Genomic DNA, 23,356 nt, shown 5'->3' on the forward strand with positions numbered 1-23,356 from the left:
GTCAAGGCTTGCGGGCCAGAAGTGAAAAGCTGAGCGGCATCTGCGCCACGCCGGCCGGTAATCGCCACATATGGTCGGTTGCCGGCTCCAGCCCCCGCATGCACCGCCAGGCCGCCACGTCATGCTCGTGCAGGAAATCAATCACCAGGCCAGCGGCGGTCAGGGCGGTGACGATGCGGCCAAGGCCATGCGCCCATTCATGAGCCGGCAGGCCCGGCGCCGCACTGTTGGAGCCGGCATAGTCATTGTTCCAGATGGCGGTATCCGGACGGCGGCCGGTCTGGTAGTTCCACTTGAGGCGGACAACACCGTCTGCCGGCGACCAGTCTTCATCGGCCGCACCGGCCATGGGGTGACCGTCCACTACATAGAAGACTCCGCCGGGCGCCAGATTGGCGGCCACCAGACGGGCCAGCTCGTCCATGTCCGGCAGCCAGCAGAGCGCGCCCCAGGACATGAAGACGATGTCGTAAGGCGGGGTCAGGTGCGGCTGGCAGGTGCGGACATCACTGGCGATGAAGGTGGCGGCAAGATTGCTTTGCCGCGCCAGATCGCGGGCGGCGGCAATGGCCTTGGGCGCGATATCGACGCCGGTGACCGTGGCGCCGCGCCGGGCCCAGCACAGGGTATCGAGACCGAAACGGCATAGCAGGTGGAGCAGTCGCTTGCCGGCGACGTCGCCGACCTCGCGGCTTTCGATAGGGCCGAGCCGGTCGGCGCCGGCAAGAAAGCCGGCCACGTCATAGAGCGGCGCTTTCAGATGATCGTCCACCAGGCCATCCCACAGGGTGCGGTTGGCGCTGATGGCCTGCCCAGTCTCACCGCCAGTCTCGCTGCCAGCGTCGTTGTCAGGCTGGCGGCCGGTCACGACGCGGCGGCGAAGCGAGTAATGGCGAAGGCGTCGATGGGTGTCGTGCTGCGGCCGCTGAGCACCAGATCGGCAAGGACCGCGCCGGCGGCTGGGCCGATCTGAAAGCCATGGCCGGAGAAGCCGAAGCCATGCAGCAGGCCGTCGGTGGTGGCGCTGGGTCCCAGCACCTGGACCCCGTCCTCCATATAGCCCTCGACGCCGCTCCAGGCACGACGGACCTTCATGTCCTTAAGGGCCGGCGCCAGGCGCAGGGCGGCGGCCAGGGTTGCCCGGCTGGTCTGCTCCACCGGCTCGGCGTTCTCACCATCGTCCAGCAAGCGGCCATAGCCGCCACCGAAGAATATGCGACCGTCCGCTGCCTGACGCAGATAGACCGCACCGGAGACGCAGCCGAGAACAGGGCTGATGAGGGCTGGCAGAGGTTCGCTTTCGGCCATTTGCGGTGCGCGCGGCGCCATGGGCGCCGGCTCGCCGAACTGGCGGGCGATTTCGTTGGCCCAGGCGCCGGCGGCGTTGATCAGGTGGGACGACAGGAAGGTGAGGCTGTCGCCGGCGGCGGTGCAGGCGGTCACCTGGAACTCATCGCCGTCGTGACTTATGTGGCGGGCCGGCGCGCCCTCGTGAATGGTGGCGCCGGCCTGGCGCGCGGCGGCGGCGAAAGCCGGGGTCACGGTGGTCGGATCGGCCTGGCCATCGGTCGGCGACCAGCTGCCGCCAACCACCTCCGGCCCGGCCCAGGGATGGCGCCGGCGCAGTTCCGCGGCGGAGAGCATTTCAAGGTCCAGCCCATGTTCGCCCGCGGCGGCGGCATAGGCGGTGAGCTTCGCCAGTTCGTCCTCGCTGAGGGCCATCTGCAGGTGTCCGGTGGGACGGAAACCGCAGTCGCTGCCCAGCATCTGGGGGAACCGGTCCCACATGTCGCGGGCGCGGCGGGCCAAGGGCAGTTCAGGCAGCTTGCGCTGCTGTTGGCGGACACCGCCGAAATTGAGGCCGGACGCCTTTTCGCCGACCAGGCCGCGCTCCAGCAGCACCACATCGAGTCCACGCAAAGCGAGATGGAGCGCGGCGGAGCAGCCGACCGTGCCGCCACCGACAATGATCACATCGCAGATACGGGCGGGCGGTCCTGCCACGGCTCAGGCTCCGGTGGCCAGCGGCAGGTCACTGCCGCCCCATTCAGTCCACGAGCCGTCATAGACCGCTACGATGTCGCGGCCGATGCTGGCCAGTGCGAGAGCCAGAATACAGGCGCTGACACCGGAACCGCAGGAGGTGGTGACCGGCCGTGCCAGGTCCACGCCGGCCTCGGCAAAGGCGCTGCGAATGGCGTCGGCAGAACGCAAACGCGCTGTCTGGCTGTCGAGAACCTGACTGAACGGCAGGTTGATGGCGCCTGGAATGTGACCGGCGCGCAGACCCGGCCGTGGTTCGGGTTCGGCCCCCGCGAAACGGCCGGGCGCGCGGGCGTCCACCACCTGTTCGCTATGGCTGGTCTGGTTGGCCGCCATCTGCCGGCGCGAACGGATCAGATCGCTGCGGCGACGGGCGGTGAAGATGGCCGGGGACGGCGAGGCGGCGCCGGTCTCGATTGCGCCGCCGGCGGCTTGCCAACCCGTCAAGCCGCCCTCCAGGACCGCCACCCGCTCATGACCCATGGCCCGCAGCATCCACCAGACGCGCGGCGCGGCGAACAACCCGTTGGTGTCATAGACGATGATGGCGTGATCGGAGCCGAGGCCGAGAGCGCCCACCTGCTCAGCGAACTGCTCCGGCGTGGGGAGCATGTGCGGCAGGTCGCTGCTTTTGTCGGCGATGGCATCGAAATCAAAATGCACCGCACCCGGAATATGGCCGGCGGCGAACTCCACCGCGCCGTCCCGGTCAACGGTCGGCAGATACCAGGTGGCATCCGCCACCCGCACATCGGGCGCGTTCAGATGGGCGCGAAGCCATTGGGCGTCCACGGTCGGCGTGGGTAGATCGGTGGTCATGGCTCACTCCGCAGGTCGGGCACCGCTGCCTTGGGGGTATCGGGCAGGGAGCCCCATTCATTCCATGATCCGTCATAGACCGGAACCGTGCGCAAGCCCAGCTCGTGCAGGGCCAGGGCCACGGTGCAGGCGACAACGCCGCCGCCACAGGTGGTCACCAGCGGGCGGGCCGGATCAACTCCGGCGTCGCGGAGACGTTGGGCGAGCGTATCGGCGGGAAGAAGGGTACCGGTGGCGGCATCGACCAGAGTGCTCCACGGCAGACTGTAGCTGCCGGGAATGTGGCCGCCGCCTTTGCTCTGGCCATTGAAACTGGCGGCGCCGCGGCCGTCGGCGATCTGTTCCGATCCGGCCGCCTGGCAATGGCGCATCTGTTCCAGGGTGCGCAGCAGTTCCGGCCGGTACCTTGCGGCATAAGGAACAGGCCGGCGGGCCGGCGGCGGACCGCTTTCGACGGGCCGGCCTTCCGCTTGCCAGGCGGTCATCCCGCCGTCCAGCACATGGACCCGTTCATGCCCCATGACGCGGAACATCCACCACAGCCGCGGCGCGGAAAAGAGCCCATTGCTGTCATAGATGACCAGCGTGTGGTCCTGGCCGATGCCGAGCTGGCCCACATGGGCGGAGAAGGCGTCGGGCGACGGCAGGGTGAGAGGGAGCGGGCTATGGGTGTCGCGCAGGCGGCCGAAATCAATCCGCAACGCGGCCGGAATGTGCGCCGCCAGATACTCGGCGTCGGCATCGCGGCCGGCGTCGGGCATGTGCCAGGTGCCATCAATCACAACCAGCCGCTCCTGCGCCGTGGTGGCAAGGCGGTCTGCCAGCCATCGGGTGGAGACGAGGGCGCTGTCGCTCACGGACTGGTCACCGCTTCGTCGAAGGCGATGGCGACGCGGCGGTTCTGCCGGCCCTTTTTTTCGATTCTGGTGACGATGACACGGCCGATTTCGCCAGTGCGGCGGAGGTGGGTGCCGCCACAGGGTTGCAGGTCCTGGCCTTCCACCTCGATCAGGCGGACGCGGCCGCTGCCGGTGGGCGGCTTGACCGCCATGGTTTTCACCAGGTCGGGATTGGCGGCCAGCTCTTCATCGCTGATCCAGCGGGCGCTGACTCTGGCATCCCGTTCAATCAGCGCGTTGAGCTGCGCCGTCAGCTCGGCCTTGTCGAGGATCGCCTCGGCGATATCCAGGTCCATTCGCGCCTTGTCGGCGGCGATCTGACCGCCGGTCACCGGGTAGGGTAGCAGGGCCGACAGCAGGTGCAGGCAGGTGTGCATTCGCATGTGACGGTGGCGGCGGTCCCAGTCCAGCTCTGCGGTCACCGTGTCGCCCGCGGCTGGCGCCGGAGCGTCGGCCGCCAGTATATGCAGCACATCGTCCGGCCTCTCGCCTTTGATGGTGGTGGCGACCGGGCAGGCGGTGCCGTCGGCCAGAACCAGGCGGCCGCTATCGCCTGGCTGACCGCCGCCGGTGGGGTAGAAGACCGTGCGGTCAAGACGCACGGCGCGGCCGCCACGCTCGTCCGTAGTGACGGCGGTCACGGTCGCCGTGCAGGTGCGGGCATAGGCGTCATCGCGAAACAGCAGTTCGCTCATGCAACGGCCTCGTTCAGCCAGGGCGGCACCGGCAGGTCTTTCGAACGCAGAAACTCCGGGTTGTAGAGCTTGCTGGCATAGCGCCCGGCGCCGTCGCAGAGCATGGTCACCACCGTGTGGCCGCGGCCCAGTTGGCGCGCCGTGCGCACCGCGCCGGCCAGGTTGATGCCACTGGAGGTCCCAAGGGCCAGCCCCTCTTCCTGAAACACCCGGTAGAGCAGATCCAGCGCCTCCTTGTCCGGAATCAGGCAGGCGTCGTCAACCGGCGCGTCCTGCAGATTGGCTGTGACCCGGCCCTGGCCGATGCCCTCGGTGATGGAGCTGCCCTCACTTTTCAACTCGCCATGCTTGAACCAGGAGTATATGGCCGAGCCCATGCAGTCGGCGCAGACGATCTGCACCTTGTCGTTCTCCGCCTTGAGCGCCATGCCGGTGCCGGCGAGCGTACCGCCGGTGCCGACGGCGGAAACGAAAGCGCTGACAGTACCGTCGGTCTGGCGCCAGATTTCGGGCCCGGTGGTGGTGCGGTGGGCCTCGCGATTGGCGGTGTTGTCGAACTGGTTGGCCCAGACAGCGCCGGCCGGGCTGCTGGCCGCCAGCTCTTCGGCGAGGCGGGCGGAATATTTCACATAATTGTTGGGGTCGCGGTAGGGCACGGCCGGCACTTCACGCAGGTCGGCGCCCAGTTGGCGCAGCAGGTCTTTCTTTTCCTGAGTCTGGGTCTCGGGAATGACGATGACCGCGCGATAGCCGCGGGCCGCCGCCACATGGGCGATGCCGATTCCCGTATTGCCGGCGGTACCCTCGACAATGGTGCCGCCGGGTTTCAGCAGGCCGCGCTTCTCCGCATCGAGGATAATGCCCAGCGCCGCGCGGTCCTTGACCGAACCGCCGGGGTTGAGGAACTCGGCCTTGCCCAGGATCTCGCAGCCCGTCTCGTCCGACAGACTGCGCAGGCGGATCAGGGGAGTGTTGCCGATGGCGCCGACGAAGCCGTCGCGAATGTCCATGGGGGTGTCCTACAGGAGAATGGCCGGATAATCAGCCTAGTGGCCGCATGCCGCCGGTTCAAGGAAGGGTAATGGCGTCCTTATGACCACATACGCCGCAATTGTTCACGTTCCCGTTCAAACCAGCCAAGCGCGATGATGGTGAAGGCATTGGACAGTGTGCCCGCGTGGAGACGGGCGATGGCCTGGTTGGCCGGTTCCACGAAGACCCGGATGTCTTCCCCTTCATCCGCCTGGCCGGCGAAGGGCAGGGCCTGGCTGCTGTCCACCCGGCCGCAGAACAGGGCAACGCTTTCGCTGCTGCCGCCGGGGCTGACCAGATAGTCCGGCCCGGCCACCAGATCGCTGACCGCCAGGCCGGTTTCCTCCAGCGTCTCGCGGCGGGCGACGGAGTCATTGTCTTCGCCCGGCCCGGCGATGCCGGCAACCACCTCGATCAGCCAGGCGGCACGGCCCGCAACGTGGGCGCCGATGCGAAACTGTTCTATGAGAACCACCGCATCCCTGACCGGATCATAAGGCAGGACGGCTACCGCATGGCCGCGCTCGAACACTTCGCGGGTCAGTTCCGGGCTCCATTGTCCGTCGTGACGACGGTAGCGCAAGCGATAGCGGCCCACCGCGAAGTAGCCCTGAAAGGCGCGCGTGCGCTCCAGGATTCTGACGTCCGGATGGTCTTCGGGCATGGCGGGCTCCGGCTATATGAGGCGGCAGGGACGGTTTGAGATCAGGGCGCGATGGACAACACAGTGTCGGCCCGGCGACAATAGCGGCCGGGCCGCCACGGGTCCGCTTTCTTTGCCATTGTATCCCAAGGCCGGCGTCGCGCGCCGCCGGCAGGACACCACCTTCGCCATGAGTCCGTTCGCATGAATGACCTGCCGGTCGCGCCATGAGCCGCGGCCTGAACATCGCGCAGATCGCCGGCGCCCTGCGCCAGCCCAATTACGGCCCCTATGTGGGGGCCAATCTGGTTTCCCTGAGCGGCACCTGGATGCAGCGGCTGGCGGTGCAGTGGCTGGCCTGGGACCTGACACACGACTTCCGCTGGCTGGGCATCGTCGCTTTTGCGGAGTTGTTCCCGGCAATCATCGCCAGCCCGGTGGCCGGGGTTATCGCCGACCGGGTCAACCAGAAGACCCTGATTCAAGGCGTTCAGGTGCTGGCCATGGGCCAGGCGGTGGCCCTGACAATCCTCATGCTAAGTGGCCTGATGACCATCTACTGGCTGGCCGGACTGGCGGTGTTCCTGGGTTTTGTCATGGGCTTCAACCACCCGGTGCGGATGGCCTTTGTCCACCATCTGGTGAGTCGCGAATATCTGGCGACGGCCATCAGCCTGGGGGCGGTGACCTTCAACCTGTCGCGCGCGGTGGGTCCGGGTCTGGCCGCAGCCTTCCTCTTTTTCGGCCTCAACGGCGTGACCATGATCTTCGCGATCAATGCCGCCAGCTTTGTCGTCTTCATGGTGGTGCTGCAACGTATGGACCTGCCGGGGGCGGCCGCGCGCCAGGGCCCGCGCGGCAGCTTTTTCGGGGATATGCGGGCCGGCATCGCCTATGCGGTGGGCCATCCTGGGATTGGTCCGATGCTGCTGATGGCGACGGCCACCGGCATGCTGCTGCGGCCGCTGCTGGAGATGCTGGCCGGTGTGGCAGACGAATTGTTCAGCGCCGGCGGCTCCGCCTTCGCCCTGCTCAATGCGGCGAACGCCATCGGCGCGGTGCTGGGCGGGCTGTGGCTGGCCCAGCGCGGCCCGGTTAAAGGGCTGACCCGGGTCTTTTTTACCGCCGTTCTGGTCATGATCGGCTGCATGGCAGCGGTGACCCTGGTACCAGATTTCTGGGTCGCCGCCGGGTTCCTGACCGTCGCCGGCGGCCTGATGATCATTTCCGGTGTGGGCAACCAGACGCTGATTCAGAACTCGGCCGATCCCGCCCTGCGCGGTCGCGTGCTGAGCCTGATGAGCCTGATTTTCTCGGCGGCACCGGCGGTGGGCGCGGCGATCATCGGCTTCCTGGCGGAAAGCCATGGCTTCACGCCGCCCTTTGTGGGCGCGGCCCTGATTTGTCTTGGCGTCTGGCTGTGGACCTTCCGGCGGCGGCGCATCATCGCCGCGGTCATGGAACAGGAGCCGGCCGCCGCAGCGCCCGGTGCGGCGGCGAAACAGGCAGTTTCGCCGCCGGTGGCGCAGGCCTAGGCGAAACGCAGTTTCTGGCCGATGCCCATGGTGCGGGCCTTCTCCAGCATGGCAAAGCCCAGCGCCACGTCCGACAGGCTGAGCCCACGATGCCACAGCAGGGTGGTCTCGTCGTCGGATTCGCGGCCTGGCTTCAGCCCGGCAACGATCTGGCCCAGCTCCGCATGGAGGGTCTTCTCGCTCAGCTTGCCCTGATTGACGTGTTCGCGCAGTGCCCCATAGGGGCCGCCCTTGCACTGACCCCAGTCATCCACCACCAGCTTGTCCATGATATCGGTGAGGGAGAGTTCGACCGCGCTCATGGTGCCGTAGGGGCAGACGAAGGCGCTTTTCTTGATCCACTCGGTCTTGAGCAGAGGGGCCGGCTCGGTCAGGCGCGACGCCTCTATGATGATGTCGGCGTCGGCCACGCAGTCGTGCCAGTTGTCGGTGACGATGATCTTCTTGCCAAGATCGGCTTCCAGTTTCGCGCCGAAGGCGTCGCGGCTTTCAGGCCGGCGTGAATGGACCCGGATTTCATCAAAGTCGTAAATCGAATCGAGAAGCCTGACGTTCCAGTAGGCGGTGCCGCGTGCGCCGATGTGCCCCAGAATCTTTGAATCCTTGCGGGCCAGGTGTTTGGCGCCGATGGCGGTGACCGCGCCGGTCCGCATATCGGTGATGTCGCTGGCGTCGAGCACGGCGCGGGGCGTCCCGGTTTCGGGGTCGAACAGATTGAGCAGCGCCATCTCTGACCGCAGGCCCTGCTTGTAGTTGTTAAAGAAGTCGCCAACCACTTTGACGCCGGCCATGTCGATGGGCCGGATATAGCCGCGCAGAACATTGAAGTGACCGTGCGCCGAATCCCGCGGCACCAGATGGACCCGCGGCTCGATCACCGTTTCCCCGTTGCCCTGGGCGCGCAGGCCGCTCTCGATGGCGTCGAGAATCTCCTGGTCCGTCAGCTTGAGGGCCTTGACCTCCGGGCCGCCCAGCCAGGTGATGTGGATTTCGGCGTCAGACTGGCTCATGGCGTATCGCTCCAGGAGAAGGCGGCCGGTGGCCGCCGGGGTTGGCCAATGGAATGCCAGGCTCTAGGCTGGCAGTTGAACCTCGATGGAGGCCCTGAGATGGCCTTTCTACCCTCCCTGCCGGCCGAGGCAAAGATGCCTGACGTGCAGGCCGCCTTTGACGATCCGCTGGCGCTGCAGCGGGAGTTCGCCAATCGGGTGATGACCGGGCCCTCGGCCCTGAGCCTGGGCGACCGCGAACTGATCGCCGCCTTCGTCTCCCACCACAACGCCTGCCAGTACTGCTTCGGCGTCCATGAGCAGGTGGCGGCCAACCACGGAGTGTCACCAGACCTGCTGAAGGCGGTGGCGCAAGACCCCGAAACGGCACCGGTGGAGGCCAGGTGGAAACCGCTGTTCCGTTATCTGGCTAAGGTCACGACAGAGCCATCGAAGGTGGTGCAGCGCGACGTGGATGCGGTGCTTGATGCGGGCTGGGACGAGCGGACATTGTTCGATGCCCTGATGGTCTGCTGCTACTACAACTTTCTCAATCGCATGGTGGATGGCTGCGGCGTGCGGGCCGACGGTGATTATTTCGCGGTGGCCGGCGAGCGGCTGGCCGAGCGCGGGCGGGCCAGCGCCGCGCAGGAAGGCCGGGGCGCGGCCTGAGCGGTGTGTGCCGTCGCCCGAATCCGGTAACGGCAACAGGACGGGCGATGACACAGATTACAATGCGGGCGGAGGACCGGTGAGGTCGCTTGTTGCGGGTCTGTTTGCGGTTCTCGTCTTGAGCACGGCAGCGTCGGCCCGGCAGACCACTACCGCAACAGACATGCCGATCCTGTTCGAACCGCCGCTGATGATGGGCGGTGGAGGCACCTACACCGTGGAGGAGAGCCACTGCGGCGATAACTATATTGCGACATGGTCCGAAGCCCCGCCGATTGCCATCATCTTCATTTCACTGACCCACAACGATTGCGTCGCGGCCGACTGGGACGTCTTCAGGCGTGATCTCAGCCGCGTGTTCGCATTCTTCCGAATCGATAAAATGTTTCCGGAGGCGCGGGTCGAAGAGGCCGTCAGGGTCACCGAGAACGATCTTGGGCGCATTGAATACGCCATTGGCCAGCTCAGCGACGCTGCGGGCATGGCCTGTGTGATCTTCCGTCAGGGATTCGGTGGCATGGACGTCAATGCCCGGCAGGGACGGGACAAACTCATAGGATTCTACTGTTTGCCTTTTGCCGTTGATGAGGAGTATGCGAAGAGCGTGGCGCAGTCCCTGACGCGGAATCGAAACTGGTGACCGCGCGCGGGACAGGCGCCAGCCGCGGCGCCAGTTATTGTCGAAGCGATTCCCAGACATCGTCGAATCGATTCAGTGATACGGTTCTGCGGGCGCAGAGCCCGGCCTTTGCCGTCAGCGCTGTCCTTATGACGGCTGTGGCGGCAGCATGTGCATGACCCGCTGCGGGAAGGGAATCTCCATGCCCTCCAGGTCCAGCCGCTGCTTGATCGCCTTGTTGAGATGCAGCTTCGTCGTATAGGCGTCAGAGGCGGCCGCCCAGAACCGGCACAGGATGACCACCGCGCTGTCGCCCAGCTCGTTGACGGCGACCATGGGTTCGGGGTCCTGCAGGACGCGCGGGTCCTTGTCCAGTTCCTCACGCAGGACCGCCAGCGCCCGGTCTAGGTCGGTGCTGTAGGAAACCCCTACCTGGATGTCCTGGCGGCGGGTCGGCAGGCGGCTCCAGTTGACCACCTCCGATGACCACAGTCGCCCGTTGGGAACGATCAGCAGGTTGCCGTCCAGGGTCTTCATGTGGGTGGCGAAGAGGCCGATTTCGTCCACCGTGCCCATGAGGCCGCCGGCGTCGATGAATTCATCGACGCGGAACGGGCGCAGAAACAGAATCATCACGCCCGCCGCCACGTTGGACAGGGTGCCCTGCAACGCCAGGCCGACCGCCAGACCGGCAGCGCCGAGGACAGCAATAAAGCTTGCGGTCTGGATGCCGAACTGCGCCAGCACCAGGAGCAGGGTGAGAGCCAGCACCAGATAGCGGAGGCCGCCGGCGAGGAAGCGGGTCAGGGTCACGTCCACCCGATTCACCCGGCGCATGGCGCGCAGCACCGTGCGTCGCGCCCAGCCAGCGACGATCCAGCCGGCCACCAGAATCAGGACGCCACCCAGAGCGGACAAGGCGTGTTGCACCGCGAGCGTAGTCAGCGAGGCGACCAGGGGTTCGTATTCGGACAGGAAATCCTGCATATCGTTCGTGGCTCCGTCAGGGTTCGCGCGATCTTGCCAGTGGCGCCGCCGGCCAACCACCCCCGCCGCTGGATGCTGCCTGTCGGATGGCGTTCGCGGATGCGTCAGGCCTTGCCGCTCTTGCGGCCGGTGCTGAGCTTGTTACGCACCTCACGGCGCACACGAGCCGGCAGAGCTTGGTCGTGGCGGTGCAGGAAGGACTCGACGGCCTTGCAGTCATGGTCAATCAGCGACCGCAGAGCCCAGGACAGGCCTTTCTGCACGTTCGGATCAGGGTCACGGGCCAGCCGGTCGGCCAGCAGCAGGGTCCGCCGGCTGTCGCCGCTACCGCCACGGCTGGCGAGGTTGAGCGCCACCGTGGAGACCAGCGCCAGCCGGCGTCGCCATGGATCGCGCGACCGTGCCCAGGTCAGCAGATCGCTGTCGGCCAGGCGGCCGTCACGCCAGGCCGGACCCGTCAGCCGGGTGGCAAGGAGGTCTGTCGCCGGCCAGCAGTCCAGATGGCGGGCCAGACGTTTGAGGCGGCCGGCGGTCAGGCGGCCGGCCCAGGCCTGGTCCCGCTCGGCCAGCCAGGCGAGCACTTCATAGGCAAGGCAGCGGGCGTCAAAGACGCGGGCGGCAAGCAGCCGGTCGGTCACGGCAAATACCTCTGCCGCCGGCGCCGGCCGCAGGGCGCGGCCGGTGTCACGGGCCAGCCGGCGCACGGCCGGCACCGGCACCCCCCAGTGGGTTTCGGCCGACAAGGCATAGCCGGCGGCGAGGAAGGCGGCGCGCTCCGGCTGGCCCAACGCCCGCAAGCGGCGCAGCAGGTCAGGCGTGGATGTCGGCGCTGGCGGCGGCATGGTCCAGGCTTGGAATGAGGGCGAGGAAGGCGTCGGTCGCCATCAGGTCGCGCAACGTTTCGATTTCGGGTCCGTAGTTGCGGTCAGCGGTGAAGGGCGGAATGCGAGCCCGCACCAGTGCGTGGATGGCGGCGACTCCGGCGCCGGGACGGGCGCCGCGCTGATCGATCGCCACCAGCGCCGCATAGAGTTCATAGGCGGCGATGGCGGCGGTCATGTCCGCCATGCGCAGCAGACGACCCAGGGCCGGCATGGCCATGGTCTCCACGTCGGTGTGGCCGAGGCTGGATTCCACCGTGTGCAGGCTGAATGGCTGGGCCAGGGCCTTGAGCTCCGGCTCAAACCCGACGGCTGATTTGTGCAGGATGATGAGGCCGGAATCGGTGCCGGGCTGCAGGGCAAGCTGCTTTGACAGACCGGTTTCCTGCGGGTCAAGCAGACGGTGCAGGCGACGGTTGGCGAGGATCGCCACCTGGGCCAGGGCCAGCGCCGCGGCGTCGGCCAGATTGGCCAGCGGCTGGTTGTGAAACTGGCCGGCATGGACGACACGGGCGGGGCCGTCGGGGCCGGCCGGGAAGAACGCCACATTGTTGGGGCGTGAGCGCATCTCACGGGCGAGTTCTTCGTCCAGTCGCCATAAGGCATCCAGCAGCACCGCATGGACCTGCGGAGTGACGCGGTAGCTGATGGCCGCCTGCACACCGGCGCGCGGAATGGCCGAGCCGGCCATCAGGCCGGCCATGGCGGCGATGGTCTGTGGCAGGCCGCGGGCGTCCAGCAGACGCACAACGTCGGGGCCGTAATGTTCATCGAGCACCGCCATGGCCTCGGCCGAGCAGGCAGCGACGGCGGTGTGGACGTCGAGCGCGCGGGCCAGCCGGCGGCGCACATGCATGGCCAGGGCAACCGACGCGCCAAAGCCGTTGGAGAAGGCGCCGCCATCGCGCCGGCCGAGCTCCACCGGTGCAATATCGTGCGCCGCCAGCCATTGGCCGGCCGGCACACGCTGGCCCGTGGGGTCCATGACAAAGCCCTCGCCGATGAAGGTCTGGGAAACATGGCCGTGCGGGATGGTCTCGCCGTCCATGCCCATGCCCTCCGACGGCACCCACGGCGTGAAGCCGTCATTGAGGCGATCCGTCAGGTATTGGGCAAAATGAGGCGATACGGCCGCGGTCATTCCCAGAAAATGGGCCAGCCGGACGAGGATGATGCCGCGCGCCACCGCGCCGGGCAGGGGTGGGCCGATGGCCGCGGAGTGGTTCAGCACCACCTTGCGCTGACGCTCCTGCCAGGCGTCGCGGTCGACGGTGTTGTGGACCATGGCGCCGGCGCCGGTGGTGGTGCCGTAGATGAAACCGGCGGTCCGGGCAAAGTCATTGAAGGCGGCCAGATTGCGATCGAGACGGGCCATCACATCGCTGGCAAGAGCCACCGGCTCACCGTCATAGATCACCCGATTGTATGTCTCTGGCGTCAGGTCGGCCGGTTGGCCCAGAGTGACCGTCATGGCTGGGGCTCCGGTTCAAGCGGCAGGACAAGGCAGCGGAAATCGGCGGCGGCTGCGATCTCTTCCAGAACGTCGATATCATGCCCCAGTTGGCGGGGGCCTTTATAGGGCGTTATGCGCCGGCGGACGATCCGCCGGATCGCCTCGATGCGCTCACCGGGTTTCGCCTGGCGCTGGTCAATGGCGGCCAGTGCCGTATAGAGCTCGTAGAGAGCGAAGCGGCGCAGCAGGCTGCACATCTCGGCGATGCGATCGATGGCCGGAAAGATCATGGTCTCCACATCCGTATGGCCGAGGCTCGATTCGGTGGTGTGGATGGTAAAGGGCGCAGCCAGCGCCTTGAGCCGCGGTTCGAGGCCGATGACCGCCTTGTGCAGGATGATCAGGCCGTTGTCCATGCCGGGGCGGGCGGCGAGTTGGCGAGTCAGGCCGGTCTCTGCCGGGTCCAGCAGTCGGTGCAGGCGGTGTGCCGACAGCAGGCCAAGCTGGGTCAGGGGCACAGCCAGCCCATCCACCAGATTGGCGGTGTGCTGATTGTGAAAGACGCCAGCGTGGAATAATCGCAGGCCGTCAGACTGGTCGCCGAGCACCAGGGGATTGTCGTCAACCGAGTGCAGTTCCCCGGCCATGGCGCCATCCAGCGCCGCCACGGCGGCCAGCAGAGCGCCATGGATCATCGGCGTGGTGCGGTAGGAAATGGGCGCCTGAAAAGAGCTGGTGGGGATGGCCGAGCCCGCACGGTAGGCGCGGATGGCCTTCAATACCGGGGCCAGACCCGGCACCGGCATGAGCTGTTCCAGTTCCGCTGCATAGTGCTGATCCATGGCCGCCATGCCCTCGATAGAGGCAGATGCGGTCATGGTCAGCAGCGCCGCCGTGTCCAGCACGTCGCGGCGCACCTGGCGCAGACGCGCCCAAGATGCGGTGTGACCGCTGACGAGGAACAGGCCCTCGCGCATTTGCAGGCGATAGGGCGTGATGGCGCGCGCCGCCAGCCAGTCGGCGGCCGGTTGCCGGCCGCCGTCCTCTGTCATGACGAAGCCCTGGCCGATGATCGGCGTCAGCGCGTGGGACTGCACGATCATCTCGCCGTCCATGCCGAGGGCCTGGCCCGGCACCCACGGAGTCATGCGGTCATTGACCCGGTCCACCAGAAAGCGACAGAGATCGGCACTGACCGCCGATACGGCGGTGAGCGCCATGTGCAGCCGCAACAGCACGATGCCGCGGGCGACGTCCGGGGCGAGGGGTGGGCCGGAGGCGCCGGCCCGGTTGACCAGCACGGCTTCTTGCATGGGCAGCCAGTCCTCACGCGGCAGAGCGGTGTGGACCAGCGCGCCGGTGCCGGTATTGGTGCCATAGACGATGGCACCGGACTCGATGTGACTGAGAAAGGCCTGGTGGTTGGCCTCGACGCGGGCGAGGGCCTGGTCAGAAACCGCCACGGTCGCCTCGCCGGCAACGATCCGGTCATAGGCCCGCGGCGTCAGGTCGCCAAAAGCATTGAGGCGGATGGTCATCATGAGTCTTTTGGTCCGGGTTCAGAGGCCGCGTTTAGCGGCCGGGTTCAGAGGCCGTGTCCAGCGGCTGAGTTTAGTGACTGCGTTTGGTTCGCGCATGGCCCCATCCGGGTCGGCAGGCGATGACCATGACGGCGGCGGCAAGAGAGATACGCCAACGGCACAGCCCGGCGGCCAGATGGAGAGATACCCTGAGTCCAGCGCCGAACATTGATAAAAAAGAAGGGGTTAGACCAGTGATCTAACCCCTCCTCATAATGGCTCCCCGGGACGGACTCGAACCGCCGACATGGTGGTTAACAGCCACCCGCTCTACCAACTGAGCTACCGAGGATCAGAGCATCCGTGGTCGGACTAGCGACCATGGGCCGAAATCCCTAGCGAATCTTTACCCTGTCTTACGGGCTGGCGGCAACCGCCTGGCCGGACACCGACAGGGTCGGCGACTGGCATGGAGGCCGGGGCCGGAATCGAACCGACGTACAAGGATTTGCAGTCCTCTGCATAGCCACTCTGCCACCCGGCCGGCCGGCGCCGACATATAGGCGCGCGTTGGCCGGCGATCAACCATCTCTGTATCATCTGTTTGCGGCGAAGGCCGTCAGCGAAGATGGGGAGGCCGGCGGCCGGGCGATTGTCCGGGTCGGCCGCTCCCAGTATAAAGCCGGCTCGGATAGGCCGCCGGACGCGACCTTGAGGGGGAGCCAGCCATGACGACGGACGAGATCACCGCGGCCCAGTTGTCGGAAGCCGGACGGCGCAGCGCCGCGGCGCGACGCATCATGGTGGAATGTCAGATCCGGGCCCAGGGAGTGCGCGACGAGCGTATCCTCGCGGCAATGGCGGAATTGCCGCGAGAGGCCTTTCTGGCCGGTCCGCGAGCGGCCCTGGCTTATGTGGACGAGGACTTGCCGCTGGACGGGCGCGCGCCGGACGGGGCGCACCTGGATGGGGCCCCGGCAGGCGCGACAAAAACCGCAGCGGGTGGCGGGCAGGCGCAGCGCTATCTGATGGAGCCAAGTGTCCTTGCCCGGCTACTGGAAGCCGGCCAGATCAAGCCAGACGATATCGCGCTGGATGTAGGATGCGGCACCGGCTATGCCACGGCGTTGCTGGCGCGCCTGACGGCCGGGGTGGTCGGTCTCGAGAGCGACGCCCGTCTGGCGGAGCAGGCCGAAAGACTGTTGGTCGGCCTGTCGGTGGATAACGCCGCCATTGTCCGCGGTCCTTTGACTCTGGGCTATTCGCGGCAGGCGCCCTATGACGTCATCCTGATCAACGGTGCGATCCGCCAGATACCGCCGGCCCTGGAAGGACAGTTGGCCGACGGCGGCCGGCTGCTTGCGGTGGTGCGCGATGCAGGCGGTCTGGGCCGGGCGACGGTGTTCCGGCGCACCGCCGTGGAAGGCAACGACAGAGGCCGGCTGACCCGGCGGATTGTTTTTGATGCGGCCACGCCCGATCTGGCCGACCTGGCCACATCGCCCGCATTCGCCTTCTAGCCCGCATTCACCTTCTTTGACCGAGAAAACCACGCGCTGGCCGATGATCCATGCTAGAAGCCGAGCCATGACGCTCTTTCTGCCGCTGCCTCTGCGGGCTTATCGCCGGCTCACCATAGCCGCCGTGCTGGCCGGCCTTACACTTCTGGCACCGGTCATGGCCGCCGGCCAGACTTTGGATGCGGCCATGGTGCTGGCCTATGAGAACAACCCGGAGCTGCTGGCCGCCCGTGCCGCCCTGCGTGCCGTGGACGAGTCCCTGCCGCAGGCTCTTGCCGGCTGGCGGCCGACCGTGACCCTGTCCGGCAGCGCCGGCAAGGAGCGTATCGATACGACCACCAGCACCACCGGCGGGGTGTCCAACCGGACGCCGGTCTCGGCTACATTGTCGGTCAGCCAGCCGCTGTTTCGCGGTTTCCGCACGCAGGCGACGACCCGCCTGTCGAAGAACGAAATCCAGCGCCAGCGTGCCGTCCTTGTGGCGACGGAGCAAACCGTTCTTGCGGACACCGTGACCGCCTATATGGACGTGCTGCGTGACCAGGCGATTCTGGAGCTGCGGCGCAACAATGAGCAGGTTCTGGAACGTCAGCTGGAAGCAACCCAGGACCGCTTCCGCGTCGGTGAGTTGACAAGAACAGACGTTGCCCAGGGCGAATCCCGCCTGGCTCTGGCCGCGTCAGAGCGGATTACAGCCGAGGCAACCCTGCACAGTTCCCGTGCGGTTTTTGAGCGGGTGGTGGGTGTCCCGCCGGGCACCCTGGTGGACCCGGACCTGCCGACCAGTCTGCCGGAGTCTCTGGATGCCGCTCTGGCCGGAGCCCAGGTGCACAGCCCGGCCGTAGTGCAGGCGCAGTTTGCCGCCCAGGCGGCGGCTGATGACGTGGCGTCCATTGAGGGCGAGCTGCTGCCAGCGGTCAGCCTGACCGGCAGCCTGTCCAGTCAGGAAGATTCACTCGGCGCCAACAGCGAACGGGAATCCGCAAGCATTGCCGCGGAACTGTCGGTGCCGCTGTATCAGGCGGGCGCGGTGTATTCGCGCGTTCGCGAGGCCAAGCAGCGCGCGAGTCAGCGTCGGATCGAGGTGGAAAACGCCCGCCGCAACGCGGCTGAACTGGCAACGGTCACATGGCAGGAGCTGCAGTCGGCGACGGGCTCCATCGCCTCACAGGCGGCGCGCGTCCAGGCGTCTGACCTGGCGCTGGAAGGGGTCAGGCAGGAGTCCCTGGTCGGCGCGCGCACCGTGTTGGACGTGCTGGACGCCGAGCAGGAGTTGCTGGATGCGCGGGTCAGCCTTGTGGGCGCGCAGCGCGACCAGATTGTCGCGGCCTATCGTCTGCTGGCGGCGGCCGGTGTTCTGACCGCGGCGGATCTGGCTCTGGCGGTGGAGATTTATGACATGGATGAGCACTATCGTTCGGTACGCGGGCGCTTCTTCGGCACCGGAATTGACCCCTGATTGCGGAAACCGGCATGTTTGCGTGGTGGACGGACTTCGCTAGGCTAGGCCTGCAGGAAAAGACAGAGCCGGATTCATGACTGACGAAAAGCCAGGCCAGGAACCCTCCATGGAGGAAATCCTGGCGTCCATCCGGCGTATTATCTCGGAGGAGGACGAGCCGGGCGCGTCCAAGGGCGGCGATGGAGCGGTGCCGGACGCTGAACCGCAGGCGCCGGCTGGCGGGGCGGCAATCGCCACGGCGGTGGGCAAGGCCGCCGCGAACCATGCGGCCGCGGATCAGGCGGCGGACGGGGCAGCGGCAGATGGGGCGGCGGCACGTGACGGCGATGACGCGGAGCCCGATGATGACGTCCTCGAACTGACCCAGATGGTGGCTGACGATGGCTCGATTGCAGACATGAGCAACACACCGGACGATACAAACCCGTCTGCCGGCTCGTCGGCTGGTGACCCATCGGCTGGCGATGCGGAGCTTGAATTCGCCGAGAACGATGCGCCGCCGGCTGTGGCGCCGAAGCCGGCTGCGACGCCCGCCGCGACCCTGTCCGACGACAGCGTGGCAGAGCCGGCGGACGAGGACACGTCCGTTGCCTCCGAGCAGACCGCCAGCGCCACCAGCGCGGCATTCAGCCAGCTTGACGAGGTGCTGCGGCATGGCCATCTCGATCTGGGCGATGGTCAGCGTACCCTTGAGGACATTGTGCGTGAAGTGCTGCGGCCGATCCTCAAACAGTGGGTTGATGAGAACCTGCCGGGTCTGGTTGAACGCATCGTCGCCCATGAAATTGAGCGCATGGTTTCACGCGGTGGTCGTCGCTAGGCGCGGCCAAGGGGTCAAACGCCCGTTTCTCCATGGCCCTGGCCTGCGGTGACCGGCAGCGGCCTTGTTTCCGCCTCCTACGGTTTCGATCCATCCCTTCATGCTGAACAAGACCTATCAACCGGACGATGTTGAACCGCGCCGCTATGCGGCGTGGGAGAAGAGCGGCGTATTCGCCGCCGATGAACGATCCAACGGCCAGCCTTTCACGGTGATGATGCCGCCGCCGAACGTCACCGGCAGCCTGCACATCGGTCATGCGCTCAATCACACACTACAGGACGTACTGGTGCGCTATCACCGTATGAGCGGCCGCAACACACTGTGGCAGCCGGGCACCGACCATGCGGGTATCGCTACCCAGATGGTGGTCGAGCGCCAGCTTGAGAGCGAAGGCTCCAGCCGCGCCGCCCTGGGCCGCGACGATTTCGTCGAGCGGGTCTGGCAGTGGCGCCAGGAGTCCGGCGGCACCATCCTTGGCCAGCTTCGCCGTCTCGGCGATTCGGCCGACTGGGCGCGCGAGCGCTTTACCATGGACGAAGGCCTGTCGGCCGCCGTGCGCAAAGTGTTCGTGCAACTGCACCGCGAGGGGCTGATCTATCGCGACCAGCGGCTGGTCAACTGGGACCCCAAGCTGGGCACGGCCATTTCCGATCTGGAAGTGGACAATCGCGACGTGAAAGGCAAGCTGTGGTACTTCCGCTACGCCATCGAGGGGGAGCCTGACCGCACGATCACCGTGGCGACCACCCGGCCGGAGACCATGCTTGGCGACAGTGGCATCGCCGTGCATCCCGACGATGCGCGATATGCCGATCTGGTCGGCCGATACGCGGTGCTGCCCATTGTCGGCCGCCGCCTGAAGATCGTCGCCGATACCTATTCCGATCCCGAGAAAGGGTCGGGAGCGGTCAAGATCACGCCGGCCCACGACTTCAATGATTTCGAAGTGGGCCGTCGTCATGACCTGGAGATGATCAACATCTTCAACGGCGATGCTTCACTGAACGAGGCGGTGCCTGAAGCCTATCGCGGGCTGGACCGATTCGCCGCGCGCGAGCGCATTGTCGCCGCGATGGAGGCCCTCGGCCTTTTGGAGAAGGTCGAGGAGCACGCCCACACAGTGCCCTATGGCGACCGCTCCGACGTGGTCATCGAGCCGTGGCTGACGACCCAATGGTATGTGGACGCCAAGACCCTGGCCAAACCGGCCATCGAGGCGGTGGAAGAGGGGCGGACCCGGTTTGTGCCGCAGCAGTTCGAGAACGTCTATTTCGAATGGATGCGCAACATCCAGCCGTGGTGCATCTCGCGCCAGCTTTGGTGGGGGCACCGGATCCCCGCCTGGTACGCCCCGGATGGCACCATCTTCGTCGCCGAGAGCGAGGACGAGGCGCGGATTGAAGCCGAGGCCCGGTTCGGCGCGGGTGTCGCATTGCGTCAGGACGAAGATGTCCTGGACACGTGGTTCTCGTCAGGCCTGTGGCCGTTCAGCACGCTGGGTTGGCCGGAGCGGACGCCGGCGCTGGAGCGGTTCTATCCCGGCGACGTGCTGGTGACCGCCTTCGATATCATCTTCTTCTGGGTCGCCCGGATGATGATGTTCGGCCTGCATTTCATGGGCGATGTGCCGTTCCGGACGGTCGTCATCCATGCCCTGGTGCGCGATTCCCGCGGCCAGAAAATGAGCAAGTCCAAGGGAAACATCATCGACCCGCTGGACTTCATCGAGCGCTATGGCGCCGACGCCCTGCGCTTTACCCTGGCGGCGCTGACCGCGCAGGGGCGGGACGTCAAGCTGGCCGAAGACCGGGTGGCCGGCTATCGCAACTTTGCCACCAAGCTATGGAACGCGGCGCGCTTCTGCGAAATGAACGAATGCCGCTTTGACCCGGATTTCGACCCGGCCGAGGCGGACCAGACCGTCAACCGCTGGATCATCGGCCGAACCGCAGACACGGTGCTGGCGGTGAGCGAGGCGCTGGACGCCTTCCGCTTTAACGAGGCGGCCTCAGCCTTGTACCAGTTCCTGTGGCATACCTATTGCGATTGGTATCTGGAGTTCGCCAAGCCGGTGCTGAGCGGCGAGGACGGGGCGGCACGGGCCGAGACTCAGGCGACGGCGAGCTGGGTGCTTGGCCGTTCCCTGCATCTGCTGCATCCGTTCATGCCGTTCATTACCGAAGAGTTGTGGGACAACCTGGCGGGTGGTGAGAAGAACCGGCTGATTGTCAGCCCGTGGCCGGATGAGGACCGCACCCTGGTGGATAAATACGCCCAGGAGGAAATGGACTGGCTGGTCCGTACCATCGGCGCGATCCGCACGGTCCGGGCCGAAATCAATGTGCCGGCCGCGGCGCGCCTGCCGGTGATGGTTGCCGGCGGCAGCGAAATGACGATCCAGCGGTTCGAGACCTACCGCGACACTATCACCCGCATGGCCAGGCTCGACGCGGAGCGCATTGTCTTCTCGCCCACAGACAGTGGCGAAGCGGCCGTCCGGGTGCTGGTGGACGAGGCGACGCTGGTGCTGCCGCTGGCCGGCGTTATCGATATCGCCGTGGAGCGCGAGCGCCTGCACAAGGAAATCCAGCGGCTGGACGGGGAGGTCGCCGGCTTTGATCGCAAGCTGGCCAACCCGCAGTTCGTCGCCCGGGCGCCCGAGGACGTGGTCGAGGAGCAGCGCGAAAAGCGCCACGAAGCGGAGCAGGCACGCAACCGGCTGGCGGCGGCGCTGGAGCAACTGGCCGCCGCCTAGGGCGGGCATCGCCCGCCTGTCGCCCGTACCCGCGGCCCCATGTGTCGCGGCCGCGTGTGGCGGAGGCGCATGAGGCCTGGCGCCAGCTAGGCACCCGCCGCCGGGACAGGTAGGGTCAGGCCCTGGAGCGCCGGCCCGGCCGTAATGACTGCCACGCTCTGACTGCCCTGACTTGAATGTCCCCAATGCAGAGACCGGAGAACGCCGATGCCCGACGATTTCACGCCCCGCCCCGTGGACAAGTCCCGTCTGCCCAGCCGTCACGTTTCGGTTGGCCCGGACAAGGCGCCGCACCGGTCTTACTACTACGCCATGGGCATGACGGAGGAGGAGATCAATCAGCCTTTCGTCGGCGTCGCTACATGCTGGAACGAAGCTGCCCCTTGCAACATTTCACTGTCGCGCCAGGCGCAGGCAGTCAAGAAAGGGGTCAAGGCGGCGCACGGTACGCCGCGCGAGTTCACGACCATTACGGTCACCGACGGCATCGCCATGGGCCACTCCGGCATGAAGTCGTCGCTGGTCAGCCGCGACCTGATCGCCGATTCGGTCGAGCTGACCATGCGCGGCCATTGCTATGACGCGCTGGTCGGGCTGGCCGGCTGCGACAAGTCGCTGCCAGGCATGATGATGGCCATGGTCCGCCTGAACGTACCGTCGGTCTTCATGTATGGCGGTTCCATTCTGCCCGGCCGCTATAAGGGGCGGGATATCACGGTGCAGGACATGTTCGAGGCGGTGGGCGCCCACTCCGCCGGCAAGATGGATTTAGCCGAACTGCACGCCCTGGAGTGCGTCGCCTGCCCGTCCGCCGGATCGTGTGGCGGCCAGTTCACGGCCAACACCATGGCCTGTGTCAGCGAGGCCATGGGCCTGGCGCTGTCCGGCTCGGCCGGGGCGCCGGCGCCTTATGAGAGCCGCGATGCCTATGGCGAGGCCAGCGGCGAAATGGTCATGCGTTTGCTGCAGATGAACCTCCGGCCGCGTGACATCGTCACCCGCAAGGCGCTGGAGAACGCGGCCATGGTGGTGGCGGCGAGCGGCGGGTCGACCAACGCGGCGCTGCATCTGCCGGCCATCGCCCACGAGGCGGGGATTGATTTCGATCTGTTCGATGTGGCGGAGATTTTCCGGCGCACACCCTATATTGCCGACCTCAAGCCCGGCGGCCGCTATGTGGCCAAGGACATGTATGAGATCGGTGGCGTACCGGTGCTGTTGAAGGCCCTCCTGGACGGCGGCTATCTGCATGGTGACTGCATAACCGTCAGTGGGAAGACATTGGCAGAAAATCTTGAAAATGTTGAGTTTTCTGATGAACAGGATGTGATTCGGCCGGTGTCGAACCCGCTGTCGCCGACCGGTGGCGTTGTCGGTCTGAAAGGCAATCTGGCGCCGGAAGGAGCGATCGTGAAAGTGGCCGGCATGAAGGCTCTGAAGTTCAGCGGCACGGCCCGTTGCTTCGACAGCGAGGAAGAGGCCTTTGCCGCCGTGCAGCGCCGCGACTACCGGGAGGGCGAGGTGCTGGTCATTCGCTATGAAGGGCCCAAGGGCGGCCCCGGAATGCGCGAGATGCTGGCGACCACGGCGGCGATCTATGGTCAGGGCATGGGCGACAAGGTGGCGCTGATCACCGATGGACGTTTTTCCGGCGCCACGCGCGGCTTCTGCATCGGCCATGTGGGGCCGGAAGCGGCGGTGGGCGGCCCCATTGGCCTGTTGCGCGACGGCGATGCCATCACCATCGACGCCGACGCCGGGACCATCGACGTGGCGCTGTCAGCGGCGGAACTGGCGGAGCGGCGCAAGGCATGGACGCCGCGCGCCACCGATTTCCAGTCCGGCGCCCTGTGGCGCTATGCCCAGACCGTCGGTCCGGCGCAGAAGGGGGCGGTGACCCATCCCGGCGCACAGGCGGAGACCCACGTCTACGCGGACCTGTGATCCGGGGATCTTTGAGTCCGGGGCCCGTGAACTAAGGCGCCTCTCAAGGCTGGGGGGCTGATTTG

At 66.6% G+C, this 23,356-nt stretch carries 20 protein-coding genes and 2 tRNA genes; 8 read left to right on the top strand and 14 right to left on the bottom strand.

From position 1 onward, the window contains the following. Position 1 precedes the first annotated feature (1 nt). The 7 genes from RIE31_09865 to RIE31_09895 form a co-directional block, all read right to left on the bottom strand. Positions 2-868, bottom strand: coding sequence for a class I SAM-dependent methyltransferase (locus tag RIE31_09865; GenBank protein ID MEQ8640891.1), 867 nt, complete (start codon positions 866-868; stop codon positions 2-4). Continuing rightward, positions 865-2,004 (bottom strand): FAD-binding oxidoreductase, encoded by a 1,140-nt coding sequence (locus tag RIE31_09870; GenBank protein MEQ8640892.1) that lies wholly within the window; start codon positions 2,002-2,004, stop codon positions 865-867. The genes RIE31_09865 and RIE31_09870 overlap by 4 nt, the downstream gene beginning before the upstream one ends. Positions 2,005-2,007: 3 nt before the next feature. Continuing rightward, positions 2,008-2,862 carry a 3-mercaptopyruvate sulfurtransferase gene (gene sseA / locus RIE31_09875; protein ID MEQ8640893.1) on the bottom strand — a complete coding sequence of 285 codons (855 nt, stop codon included), beginning with the start codon at positions 2,860-2,862 and terminating at the stop codon, positions 2,008-2,010. Further along, the gene (locus RIE31_09880) at positions 2,859-3,719 is read right to left on the bottom strand and encodes a sulfurtransferase (protein MEQ8640894.1); all 861 of its coding nucleotides are present in this window, start codon (positions 3,717-3,719) and stop codon (positions 2,859-2,861) included. The genes sseA and RIE31_09880 overlap by 4 nt, the downstream gene beginning before the upstream one ends. After that, the gene (locus RIE31_09885; GenBank protein ID MEQ8640895.1) at positions 3,716-4,456 is read right to left on the bottom strand and encodes an alanyl-tRNA editing protein; all 741 of its coding nucleotides are present in this window, start codon (positions 4,454-4,456) and stop codon (positions 3,716-3,718) included. Before RIE31_09885 ends, RIE31_09880 begins: the two co-directional genes overlap by 4 nt. Further along, positions 4,453-5,466, bottom strand: a complete 1,014-nt coding sequence (locus tag RIE31_09890; protein MEQ8640896.1) for a cysteine synthase A — start codon at positions 5,464-5,466, stop codon at positions 4,453-4,455. Before RIE31_09890 ends, RIE31_09885 begins: the two co-directional genes overlap by 4 nt. Positions 5,467-5,546: 80 nt before the next feature. After that, the gene (locus RIE31_09895; protein MEQ8640897.1) at positions 5,547-6,152 is read right to left on the bottom strand and encodes an NUDIX domain-containing protein; all 606 of its coding nucleotides are present in this window, start codon (positions 6,150-6,152) and stop codon (positions 5,547-5,549) included. Between the two features lie 206 nt (positions 6,153-6,358). On the opposite strand from RIE31_09895, the gene RIE31_09900 reads away from it, so the two are divergent. Continuing rightward, complete coding sequence (locus RIE31_09900) at positions 6,359-7,666, top strand: MFS transporter (GenBank protein MEQ8640898.1); 1,308 nt, start codon at positions 6,359-6,361, stop codon at positions 7,664-7,666. On the opposite strand, the gene RIE31_09905 is transcribed toward RIE31_09900, so the two are convergent. After that, a complete protein-coding gene (locus RIE31_09905; GenBank protein MEQ8640899.1) occupies positions 7,663-8,676 on the bottom strand; it encodes an ornithine cyclodeaminase family protein in 1,014 nt (337 codons plus the stop codon). The two genes, RIE31_09900 and RIE31_09905, sit on opposite strands and share 4 nt — an antisense overlap. A gap of 99 nt (positions 8,677-8,775) precedes the next feature. Here RIE31_09905 and RIE31_09910 point away from each other — a divergent pair, with 99 nt between their 5' ends. Then, positions 8,776-9,327 carry a peroxidase-related enzyme gene (locus RIE31_09910; protein ID MEQ8640900.1) on the top strand — a complete coding sequence of 184 codons (552 nt, stop codon included), beginning with the start codon at positions 8,776-8,778 and terminating at the stop codon, positions 9,325-9,327. A 163-nt stretch (positions 9,328-9,490) separates the two neighbouring features. After that, on the top strand, positions 9,491-9,967 hold the full coding sequence (locus RIE31_09915; protein MEQ8640901.1) for a hypothetical protein: 477 nt from the start codon (positions 9,491-9,493) through the stop codon (positions 9,965-9,967). Between the two features lie 126 nt (positions 9,968-10,093). Here the strand turns inward: RIE31_09915 and RIE31_09920 are convergent, their stop codons facing one another. The 6 genes from RIE31_09920 to RIE31_09945 form a co-directional block, all read right to left on the bottom strand. Next, positions 10,094-10,933: a mechanosensitive ion channel gene (locus tag RIE31_09920; protein ID MEQ8640902.1), complete on the bottom strand. Its 840-nt coding sequence runs from the start codon at positions 10,931-10,933 to the stop codon at positions 10,094-10,096. A 104-nt stretch (positions 10,934-11,037) separates the two neighbouring features. Continuing rightward, the gene (locus RIE31_09925) at positions 11,038-11,775 is read right to left on the bottom strand and encodes a DNA alkylation repair protein (GenBank protein MEQ8640903.1); all 738 of its coding nucleotides are present in this window, start codon (positions 11,773-11,775) and stop codon (positions 11,038-11,040) included. After that, positions 11,744-13,285 carry an aromatic amino acid lyase gene (locus RIE31_09930; GenBank protein MEQ8640904.1) on the bottom strand — a complete coding sequence of 514 codons (1,542 nt, stop codon included), beginning with the start codon at positions 13,283-13,285 and terminating at the stop codon, positions 11,744-11,746. Before RIE31_09930 ends, RIE31_09925 begins: the two co-directional genes overlap by 32 nt. Then, the gene (locus RIE31_09935; GenBank protein ID MEQ8640905.1) at positions 13,282-14,808 is read right to left on the bottom strand and encodes an aromatic amino acid lyase; all 1,527 of its coding nucleotides are present in this window, start codon (positions 14,806-14,808) and stop codon (positions 13,282-13,284) included. Before RIE31_09935 ends, RIE31_09930 begins: the two co-directional genes overlap by 4 nt. A 255-nt stretch (positions 14,809-15,063) precedes the next feature. Then, positions 15,064-15,139, bottom strand: a tRNA-Asn gene (locus RIE31_09940). A 118-nt stretch (positions 15,140-15,257) separates the two neighbouring features. Beyond that, positions 15,258-15,331, bottom strand: a tRNA-Cys gene (locus RIE31_09945). Between the two features lie 184 nt (positions 15,332-15,515). Between RIE31_09945 and RIE31_09950 the strand changes: the two genes are divergently transcribed. From RIE31_09950 to ilvD, 5 genes are all read left to right on the top strand, one after another. Further along, the gene (locus tag RIE31_09950; protein MEQ8640906.1) at positions 15,516-16,307 is read left to right on the top strand and encodes a protein-L-isoaspartate O-methyltransferase; all 792 of its coding nucleotides are present in this window, start codon (positions 15,516-15,518) and stop codon (positions 16,305-16,307) included. Positions 16,308-16,374: 67 nt separating this feature from the next. After that, a complete protein-coding gene (locus RIE31_09955) occupies positions 16,375-17,766 on the top strand; it encodes a TolC family outer membrane protein (GenBank protein ID MEQ8640907.1) in 1,392 nt (463 codons plus the stop codon). Between the two features lie 76 nt (positions 17,767-17,842). After that, positions 17,843-18,589: a DUF2497 domain-containing protein gene (locus RIE31_09960; GenBank protein ID MEQ8640908.1), complete on the top strand. Its 747-nt coding sequence runs from the start codon at positions 17,843-17,845 to the stop codon at positions 18,587-18,589. Between the two features lie 100 nt (positions 18,590-18,689). Beyond that, the gene (locus RIE31_09965; protein MEQ8640909.1) at positions 18,690-21,347 is read left to right on the top strand and encodes a valine--tRNA ligase; all 2,658 of its coding nucleotides are present in this window, start codon (positions 18,690-18,692) and stop codon (positions 21,345-21,347) included. Between the two features lie 207 nt (positions 21,348-21,554). Then, on the top strand, positions 21,555-23,291 hold the full coding sequence (ilvD, locus tag RIE31_09970) for a dihydroxy-acid dehydratase (protein MEQ8640910.1): 1,737 nt from the start codon (positions 21,555-21,557) through the stop codon (positions 23,289-23,291). Positions 23,292-23,356 lie beyond the last annotated feature (65 nt).

The organism is Alphaproteobacteria bacterium (genome assembly GCA_040218575.1).
In the GTDB taxonomy this organism is placed as follows: Bacteria; Pseudomonadota; Alphaproteobacteria; order JAVJRE01; family JAVJRE01; genus JAVJRE01.